Source organism: Porphyromonas endodontalis ATCC 35406, assembly GCF_000174815.1.
Classification (GTDB): Bacteria; Bacteroidota; Bacteroidia; order Bacteroidales; family Porphyromonadaceae; genus Porphyromonas; species Porphyromonas endodontalis.
Window position 1 is genome coordinate 282,931 of the sequence record NZ_ACNN01000005.1, and the last position, 9,218, is coordinate 292,148.

At 47.8% G+C, this 9,218-nt stretch carries 7 protein-coding genes; 1 reads left to right on the forward strand and 6 read right to left on the reverse strand.

Annotated features, from left to right (window positions below; all coding sequences use genetic code 11):
- Positions 1-537: 537 nt before the first annotated feature.
- A complete protein-coding gene (locus tag POREN0001_RS01410; protein ID WP_004332193.1) occupies positions 538-2,247 on the reverse strand; it encodes an AMP-binding protein in 1,710 nt (569 codons plus the stop codon).
- 153 nt (positions 2,248-2,400) lie between these two features.
- Here POREN0001_RS01410 and POREN0001_RS01415 point away from each other — a divergent pair, with 153 nt between their 5' ends.
- Positions 2,401-3,744, forward strand: coding sequence for a DNA recombination protein RmuC (locus POREN0001_RS01415; RefSeq protein ID WP_004332306.1), 1,344 nt, complete (start codon positions 2,401-2,403; stop codon positions 3,742-3,744).
- Positions 3,745-3,883: 139 nt separating this feature from the next.
- On the opposite strand, the gene POREN0001_RS01420 is transcribed toward POREN0001_RS01415, so the two are convergent.
- The 5 genes from POREN0001_RS01420 to POREN0001_RS01440 form a co-directional block, all read right to left on the reverse strand.
- The gene (locus tag POREN0001_RS01420; RefSeq protein WP_004332064.1) at positions 3,884-4,519 is read right to left on the reverse strand and encodes a nitroreductase family protein; all 636 of its coding nucleotides are present in this window, start codon (positions 4,517-4,519) and stop codon (positions 3,884-3,886) included.
- Positions 4,520-4,524: 5 nt separating this feature from the next.
- Complete coding sequence (locus POREN0001_RS01425; RefSeq protein ID WP_004332196.1) at positions 4,525-5,619, reverse strand: FMN-binding protein; 1,095 nt, start codon at positions 5,617-5,619, stop codon at positions 4,525-4,527.
- A gap of 57 nt (positions 5,620-5,676) precedes the next feature.
- The gene (gene tilS / locus POREN0001_RS08945) at positions 5,677-7,098 is read right to left on the reverse strand and encodes a tRNA lysidine(34) synthetase TilS (protein ID WP_004332037.1); all 1,422 of its coding nucleotides are present in this window, start codon (positions 7,096-7,098) and stop codon (positions 5,677-5,679) included.
- Positions 7,099-7,190: 92 nt separating this feature from the next.
- Entirely contained in the window at positions 7,191-8,009 is an 819-nt protein-coding gene (locus POREN0001_RS01435) for a zinc ribbon domain-containing protein (protein WP_004332089.1), read from the reverse strand.
- Positions 8,010-8,014: 5 nt separating this feature from the next.
- Positions 8,015-9,112, reverse strand: a complete 1,098-nt coding sequence (locus tag POREN0001_RS01440; protein WP_004332015.1) for a Nif3-like dinuclear metal center hexameric protein — start codon at positions 9,110-9,112, stop codon at positions 8,015-8,017.
- Positions 9,113-9,218: the final 106 nt, after the last annotated feature.

Below are 9,218 nucleotides of genomic sequence, written 5' to 3' on the forward strand. Positions count from 1 at the left end.
TCGATTTCCGAATGCAAAGGTACTACTTAATTTCTAATGCACAATACTCTTAGGGCTACTTTTTTACTCTCTTACTAGCTCCTAAGGGGTGAGTTTCTCCCTATATATTTGGTTCTTAGTTTTTTATGACGGAAAAGAATTTTGCTCTGTGCGTCAGATTTTTTTTCGTCCTGATGCTGTTTGGGCGAGGAATGGAGGCGAAATGGGTTCCTGGATAGTACAATTCTTAGGAGGGGGCTTGGGGGGCTAGAAAGATAGGCCTTGCGGAGAAGGATTTTATTCTAGGCCTGCAGCAAAAAATTTCTAGGCCTATAGCAAATTATTTTTAGGGTAGAATGTTGGGCATTTTCAGGCAGAATAGGGAGGTGTTTTTGGCTGGAATAGAAGAGTAGTTTAGGGCAGAAAAGAAAACCCCTTGAGGAATGGCTTAAAATCCTTGGGAGCTATTGCCTTTCTAAGGGGCAGAGAGAACAAAAAGAGACAATCCCGTAAGGAATTGCCTCTTTCCATAGTATGATGTCCCTATTGGTTAAGGGCTCAATTAGTCTTCTCTTCGTAGAGGAATCGTTTGATGCTTCGTTTCGGAGTCTTGACGAAGGGTTCTTCTTGGAGGACAAAGCGAGTAACCTTTTCGTAGGCAGCTACTTGATTGTTGAGTTGTGCTCGGAACTCCTCGATTCGTTGCCAAGCGGCTTCCGGGCTAAGCCCTTCGCGTTGTGCAACCTCTGGGTCGGGTACGATGAGGGCTACCAGCCTATCTGCTCTACGTACGACCAAACTTTCTGCAACGAGAGAGAAGCTGTTGATTTTTTCTTCTATCTCTTCGGGGTAGATATTCTGCCCATTGCTAGAGAGGATCATAGTCTTGGACCGCCCACGTATGAATAGGTTGTTATGCCGATCTAAGGTACCGAGGTCTCCCGTATGCATCCAGCCGTCGGAGGTAAAGAGTTGCGCATTGGCTTCCGGATTTTTGTAGTATCCTTGGCATACATTCATACCTCGTACTTGTATTTCTCCGGGGGCATTGAGAGGAGCTCCTTCTTCGCGTACGATACGTACTTCCATTGTGGTAAGTGGCTTCCCACAGCTGCCTGGCACCCAGTGTTTGTGGTTTTCGTAGCTGATAAGAGGGCCGCACTCGGTCATTCCATACCCAACAGTTAGCGGGAATCGGATCTTTTTTAGGAAGGAGCCCACCTGCTCCGATAGGGCAGCTCCTCCTACAATCACTTCGCGAAACTCACCCCCCAGGGCGTGTTCTAGTTTGCGTCGGATACTCTTGTACACAATGCTTTTGAGCCCGGGTATGTGAGTGAGGAACTTAATAAGAGGTTGCTCTAGCTTGGGGGCAATTGCCTGCTTGTAGATCTTCTCTAGGATGAGGGGGACGGTGATAATGAGTTGTGGGCGCACCTTGGCAAAGGCGGCCATGATAACACGAGGAGAGGGGACTTTTCCCAAGATGGTCACGTGTGCCCCCATGGTGATGGGGGTTATCAAATTGAATGCACAGCTATAGGCGTGCGCTAGGGGGAGGAAGCAAAGTTCACGATGCCCCCGATACATGAGGTCGAGTCGGTGCGCGTAGAGGGCATTACCCGCAATATTTTGTCCGGTAAGGAGCACTCCCTTGCTTACACCCGTGGTACCGCTTGTGTAGTTAATGTACATTACTTCGCTATTCTCTCGCTGAGCAAAGCAGATGCTCTCGCGAGCAAAGCTGCCGCCCTCGGAGTAGAGTTTCCATCGATCGCGGTGGGCAATGGATTCTCTTAGGGCTTTTTCGTTCTCCTTTTTTTGCTTGGCAACGTGTACTATATCCAGCTCCTCTATCCCCAGTAGTATCTCTACTTGGGGACAACGATTGAGGTCTATGGAGGTGCGGAGCTTCTGGTCTAGGAAAAGTATGCGAGAGTCGCTATGATCGATAATGCGTTCAGCATCCTGAGGGTTAAAATCCTGTAGGATGGGAACAATTACCGCACCATAGGTAATAGTGGCAATAAATATAATGCACCAGCGTGCCGAGTCTGCCCCCATGAGGGCGACCTTGTCTCCGGCTTTGAGGTCTGCCGTGCGAAAGAGGGCATGGAGGCGAGCAATCTCTTGTGCTGCGCTGCCATAGGTAAAGGTTTCGTTTGTATCGTAGTCGGTAAATGCCGGTAAGTCAAAACTCTCTTTGAAGGAGTCTTCGATTACCTTTAGTAGGTTCCTGTTAACGTCGTTATTCGTATATTTATTCATGCACAGTTGTTCTTTAGCTGTGCAAAAGTAGCTCTTATTGATGAATTGTAGGTATAGATAGATACACAAATTGGCCTAAAATGTGTATTTATATGGAAGAATGGAGTGGAATATTGTACCTTTGAGGGTCGTAGAATGAGACCCTAAAGTAGTATGATTTACTCCCTTATCGCAGCAATCGTTGTTGTCTTTTGTCTTGCCTTTTTGCTCTTGAGAGAGCATCGTATTTCCTTATCTATCAGGGAAAAACGAGAGCAGGAACAAGCCGAAATAGTAGAGGCGCGTACTCTAATTTCTGTGCAAAAAGAGGAGATCCGAAGAGTAACTGAGGAGAGTGTGCAAAGGCAAAGTGCTCTTGAACAGTTGCGGAGCGAAAAGGAGAACCTAGAGCATGAGGGCTATCGTTGGCAGATAGAGTGCCAGCATCTGCAACGCGCTCTTGAGGAGGCGAAACAGAAGAATCAAGACCAAGCCAAGGAGCTACAATTGCAGTTCAAAGAGATCGCTACACAGATTGTAGAAGAGCGCTCCAAAACCTTAGGTGTACGCAACGAGGAGACCCTTCGTCCCCTGAGAGAGGATATAGAACGCCTCGGTAAGAGAGTAGAGGAGACCTATAGTGCCGAGTCGCGCGAACGTATTTTGTTGCAAAGTACGATCCGAGAGCTTATGCAGCAGAGCGGCACGCTAAGCACGGAGACGAATGCCCTTATCAAAGCCCTCAAGGGGGATAGCAAAGTGCAGGGGGACTGGGGAGAGATGATTCTTGAGAACATTTTGCAGTCGAGTGGCTTGCGACGTGGTGAGGAGTATATGGTGCAGGAGACTTTGCGAGATGAGCAAGGAGACGTTCTACATCCTGCGGGAGAGAGGAGTGCTTTGCGCCCCGACGTGATCGTGCGCTACCCTAATGGCGGAGCCATGGTGATCGATAGTAAGGTCAGTCTTACGGCTTATAGCAGGTACATAGCCGCAGAGGATGATGAGGAGCGCAAGCATTTTGCCCAAGAGCATCTTGATAGTGTGCGCAAGCATATTGCGGAGCTATCGGCCAAGCGTTACCCGGAGTTTATAACGGGGGCTCCCGACTTTGTTGTTCTATTTATCCCTAACGATCCGGCTTATTCTCTGGCTTTAACACAAGATCCTGCACTCTGGGAAACGGCGTACAAGAAAGGGGTTGTCCTCATCAATGGTACCAATTTGATAGCCGTACTGCGCATGGCGCAAGATATGTGGCAGCGCGATCGACAAATTAAAAATGTGGAAGAGATTGTACGGCGTGCCAGTACCATGTACGACAAGTTTTGCACTTATGCAGCTACCCTTGTAGAGACGGAAGATAAGATGGTAAAGGCAACAGAGAGCCTGCGCAAGGCACGAGGACAATTGAGCGAGGGGCGAGGAAACTTTATCCATCAGATGGAGCAATTACGCGAATTGGGCGTCAAGAATACCAAGAACATCCCGACTAGTATTTTGCCTCCTACGGAGTAATCTTTACTCTATCATAAGGATTTGCCCCAAGATCCTATCCGTTGCGTGATAGGCACTTGGGGCATACTTTTGTTGTGTTAGTTTAAGATCTTAGTTTCTGCCACCCATCATCATTGTAGGCATACCGCTAGCCATCTATCTACTCTTCTCCGTACATATTGTATGAGATGTTCTCTTCCGTCCATTTATCCTTTGGGGTTGCCTCAGTATCAGGGTAACCTATAACAATAGTATTAAGAGGAATTAATGACTCCGGCAGTCCAAGGACCTCAGATACAGCAGTGTAGCGTTCTTTTGCCGGGTAGGCTCCAGTCCATACGGCTCCGAGTCCCATTCCCGTAGCTGCTAGGAGAATATTTTCTGAGGCTGCGGAACAATCCTGAATCCAGAAGTCACGCGCATCGCCATCGAGAGCTTTGGTCATGTCGCCACAGACTACAATAGCCAGCGGAGCCTTAGCAGCCATTGCGGCATGGGGGTTAGCCTCAGCAAGTTTTTGCAGCAGTTCCTTTTCCGTAACAACTATAAAGTGCCATGGCTGTTTATTTTTAGCCGTTGGGGCTGCCATCCCTGCACGGAGCAACTTTTCTATCTTTTCTTCTTCAACAGATTGGTCTTGATAGGAGCGGATAGATGTGCGCTCAAGAATATTGTTGAGAACTACCTCAGAGGTATCCTGTTTCTCTCCCTTCTTCTCCCCAGTTACTGCAACCTTATAGCATAGGAATACGAGTGCAATAGCGAGCACTACATTGAGAATCATTGACGTCTTCATATCTTTTATTTCTTGTTTTTAGGACTTGAATATTGACTGCACTTAAAGAGAGAACCTGTGGGACAAACAAAGCGGCAGTAGGGTCGTATAACCACCGTGGAGAGGGCCACGAATACTACAGCAATGGCAATGACCACCCATGAGGCTGATTGGAAAACAAAGGCAGAGAAGGGCTCGTAATCGATCCAATCGAACCATATACCTGTCCACAAACATAGCATGAGTACAGACCATAGAATCTGGCGAAACATATCTAAGTATTTGATAGTCGTTGGCTTCATCTTTATTTTGTACCCTACGCATTTCCCTGCAAGCTCTTGCAACGAACCGAGCGGACATACATGTGTACAGTAGTACGATTTTTTGCCAAAAAGCGGATATACGAAGGCCGTGATGAGCATGATGACCGGTACGATTAGGGCTATTACATTCATCCCATTTGACATATAGCTGACCATTGATGTGTAGTTCAGAAACGAGCCGCACCAGAAGCCGAGTACAACAACATTAAGGATTTGCTGAGCTATCCTATAGCGTTTATTCCTAACAAAAAGCGGTACGATGGCAGCTAAGAGCACGACAATTAGTCCGGCTATAGCCTTAGCAGAAAGGTCGAAATCTGACCAGATTGATCCCTTTTCGGGATTATTCGCCGCGTACTGAAGTCCTCGCTGTACGTTCTCGATAATAGCCTTTGATGTGAATGTTGCACCGGATACACCGTCTACCTCCAGTTGCTGTGCTTCTTCTATGGTCAGCCCATCCCACTTACTAAGGAGTACTGATGCCGACTCAAAGAATTTGGGAGTCTCTGAATTTGGGAGGGCCTTGACACTTTTAATTCTACCATCTTGCAAAGTGATTTCCAAAGGTACGGTACCTCCATAGCCTATGATGTCTTTCCCCAGTTCCGTAGTATTTAATTGTACAGAGCCATCTTCAAGCACGGTCATCGTGTCCGTCTTAGTAGCCTCCTCTTGTTGCTGCTTGAGATCGTGTCCTAAGACCTTTTCGTCTCTTCGGAGACTTATTGCCATGACCAGCAGGAGAGATACTATCAAATATAATAGTTGTTGTAGTTTCCCTGAATAATTCTTCATATAGCCTTTATATTATTGTTTCTTTCACATTAAGGAGTTTCTTCAAATCCATGTTTTTTATTCCTTGATAGGGGAGAACGTGAGTTGTAGATAACGGCGGGTATTGGGGGTAATGGCAAAAGCCTCTGTGCGCTGCATGGGTACCACCCAAAGAGGTTGCTCACCTGCCAGAAGTAGGGGAATGGAAGAAAAAAGTACCGATACTACTCCCTTTTCATTAAGTATCTTATGGATTGTTTTCCGCCCTTTGAGCCCAAAGGGTTGTATTTTCTCCTCCGGATCTATTGCGGAAATGGAGAGAGTAATCACGCCTTTAGCATCAGAGCAGTGCAGACTTAGGGCATCCCAATCCAGCACGATAGAGAGAGGGGAAGTGTGGATAGCTTCATTCTTTTCGTGGATGGAGTAGGAAAAAATGCCGTAAGAGGTGCTTATCTCCCCTTGGTTCGAGTCTATGCGAAGATATTCCACGGCTCCTTCTTTCTCTCTTGGAGGCTTGGAGATGAGGTGGAGTAGCCCTTGGCGACATTCCAGTGTGTGGCTATTTGCTGTAATGCTTACGGGGTGGGGAGATGAGAGTTGTGCTGCAAATTGCTCAATAGCATCTGCAGAAAAACCTTTCCCTTTCGTAATGTAATGGAGCAGGGTAGGGGCAACGCCCGAGCGAAGTAGACTCTCTACTTTATAAGTCAATATCGTGGTATAAGAGAAGGGGAATACCTGAGGTACACGTGCTTCTGTAAGTAGTGCTTCGATGCCTTTTTGGTATATCGTCTCGGCATCTCGCAGGTGTGCCAATGTACTTCTAGAGGTGGTAAGGAATTGGGGATTAAGTTCCTGGAAAAGCGGAATGATGCTATGACGGATAGCATTTCGCTTGATAGTAGTGTCTTGGTTGGTGCTGTCGTTGCAAAACGGTTGCCCCAATAGATGGAGAAAATCGTGAATCTCTTTGGGGTGCACATCAAGTAACGGTCGGATAATCGAACCGCGTTTGGGCAGAATGCCACGGAGCCCGGTAAGCCCTGTTCCCCGAGAGAGATTTCCCAAAAGTGTCTCTACATTGTCTTGCAAGTGATGGGCTACAGCAATGGCTTCAATGCCCCGTTTAGAGGCTTCTTGTTCAAATACTTGATAGCGGAGTTCGCGAGCTGCCATTTCTACAGACAGCCGGTGGGTCGCAGCATAGGCACGAGTATCAAAGTGATGAACCTCTAATTCAATCCCCAGTTGATCCGTGAGATCTCGGCAGAATTGCTCATCTCGGAGACTCTCTTCTCCCCTCAAATGAAAATTGCAATGTATGGCAATAGGGCGGTAGTTAGCGAGCTGTAAGGCAAGTAGTAGTGCAACCGAATCAGCCCCTCCACTTAGAGCCACGAGCACCGAAGCATGTGGCTCCAAAAGTTGATAGCGACTGATGCTCTGTCGCATGGTTCGCATTAGGGGGTGGTGGTACACTTGGGGATTCGTCTTCATGGGGAGAGTTTACAAAAATAGGGCATACCAAAAGTTGTTACTTCCGATACACCCTATGTTTATATTAGGTGGAGACACCCAAAAGGGTTCTACTACATGTTGAGTAAATCAGGGTCAATGATGATGCGCCCACAATACTCACAAATAATCTCCTTTTTGTGGAGTTTGATCTCAAGCTGACGCTGAGGAGGAATGCGATTGAAGCATCCACCACAAGACTCACGGTCGATGGGTACTACGGCTAGTCCGTTGCGAGCTCCATTGCGAATGCGGTGGAAAAAGGCAAGTACACGGGGATCTTGGATCTCTTTCTCCTGCTTAGCCGCTTCTTTGCGCAGCTTTTCTTCGTCTTCGTGTGTCTCTTGTATGATGCTGTCGAGCTCCGATTTCTTGGCCTTTAGGTCGCCTGCACGGAGTTCGAATTGTTCCTTGTATTTTGCAATATCAGCCTTGCGAGCTTGCAGCTCTTGGGTGTATTCGCGTATTTTCTTCTCGCTGAGGGTAATCTCTAGCTCTTGGTATTCAATCTCTTTTGAGAGGTTGTCATACTCACGATTGTTGCGAACATTATCTATTTGAGCCTTGTATTTATCGAGCAACTCACGAGACTGAGCTATCTTGCTGCGTTCTGCAGTAACCGATTGTGATAGGGTTTTGGCAGAAGATGCCGTATTGTCGAGACGCGTTTGCAACTGAGCAAGGTCGTTCTCTATGTTCTCAACTTCGAGAGGAAGTTCGCCACGAAGTATTTCAATTTCATCTATGCGCGATAGGGTTGCCTGCAGACGAGCCAAAGCGGTGAGACGCTTTGCTACACGTTCTTCTGCGGTTTCTGGTTGGGCAACCGAAGCTACATCCTTCAGCTTTTTGGCGGTAGGTTCTTTCTTTGCTGGCGTTTCTTTCTTGGCCATATTACTTATAGGTGATTAACCGGATTATTGTCATACAACGACTCTCGAAGCACAAAGTTAGGGAATTTTGCCGAGATAATGTCGCTAAATAGCCTGCGAGCGATCGATTCACTCTCGTGATGCCCGATGGTGACAAAGAGGAGATGGCCGGCCGCATCTAGGTAGTCGTTGTATTTTCCCTCGCCCGTAAGGTAAACATCGGCATGCTGTGCAATGGCGTTGGATAGGAAACTCCCTCCGCTTCCTCCGCATAGAGCAACGCGAGAGATCGCTTTCCCTAGGGGGTGGGAATAGGCAACGTGCTTTACCCCAGACCACTGAGAGACTTTTTTGAGGAACTCCTCTTCGCTTATGGGATGGGGTAGTTCGCCGATGACACCCGTGCCTATCTTATCTTGTGGAGTCGCTAGGGAAATGAGCTCGTAGGCAGGCACTTCGTACGGATGGGAGGCGTAAATTGCTTGTATTACTTTGTGGACGAGGTGAGGCTCAACAAGGAGGGAAATTTGTGTCTCTATCACCTCCTCCAATTCGCCTAGAGAGCCAATTGTGGGATTTGCTCCCTCCAATGGACGGAAATGCCCTCGCCCCTCTACCGAAAACGAACAACTATCGTAGCACCCCAATCTGCCTGCTCCTGCGGCGCACAAAGCCCTCTCCACTTTGGGAGCAGAGGCGGTGGGCACCATAACCGATAGTTTGTAAAGGTTGCAAGGTTGAGCTACAAGGGCGCGTGTGTTTTGTAGTTGCAGTCGCTCAGCAAGGTAGTAGTTAATCCCTTTAGCCGCATTATCCGCATTAGTATGAGCCGAATAGATGGCTACGTCATGCTTGATGGCAAGGGCTACGGTGCGCTCTTGGTAAGTCCTACTCCCGATGTGTTTGAGAGGGTGGAAGAGTAGGGGATGATGAGTGATAAGTAGGTTACAGCCGGTCTCTAGAGCCTCTTGTACGGTGGCTTCGGTTGCCTCTACGGCAAGTATAGCCCCGGTGCACTCAAGGTGCGGGTTACCTACTTGCCAGCCGCTGTTGTCCCAGGTCTCCTGTAGAGACAAGGGACAAACTTCTTCGAGGGCTGCAATTATATCAAGATGGGTAGGCATCAAAAGATTTATTGCTCTTGGGCTGGGCGGAGGATGAGGTTGAGTTCATCGAGTTGTACCTGATCGATTGCCGAGGGGGCATCAATCATTACATCGCGGCCGGCAT

Coding starts and splice junctions, on each gene's coding strand:
- POREN0001_RS01435 (WP_004332089.1), bottom strand. CDS start 8,009: ATGGCCAAGAAAGAAACGCCAGCAAAGAAAGAACCTACCGCCAAAAAG.
- POREN0001_RS01440 (WP_004332015.1), bottom strand. CDS start 9,112: ATGCCTACCCATCTTGATATAATTGCAGCCCTCGAAGAAGTTTGTCCC.
- POREN0001_RS01410 (WP_004332193.1), bottom strand. CDS start 2,247: ATGAATAAATATACGAATAACGACGTTAACAGGAACCTACTAAAGGTA.
- POREN0001_RS01425 (WP_004332196.1), bottom strand. CDS start 5,619: ATGAAGAATTATTCAGGGAAACTACAACAACTATTATATTTGATAGTA.
- POREN0001_RS01420 (WP_004332064.1), bottom strand. CDS start 4,519: ATGAAGACGTCAATGATTCTCAATGTAGTGCTCGCTATTGCACTCGTA.
- POREN0001_RS01415 (WP_004332306.1), top strand. CDS start 2,401: ATGATTTACTCCCTTATCGCAGCAATCGTTGTTGTCTTTTGTCTTGCC.
- tilS (WP_004332037.1), bottom strand. CDS start 7,098: ATGAAGACGAATCCCCAAGTGTACCACCACCCCCTAATGCGAACCATG.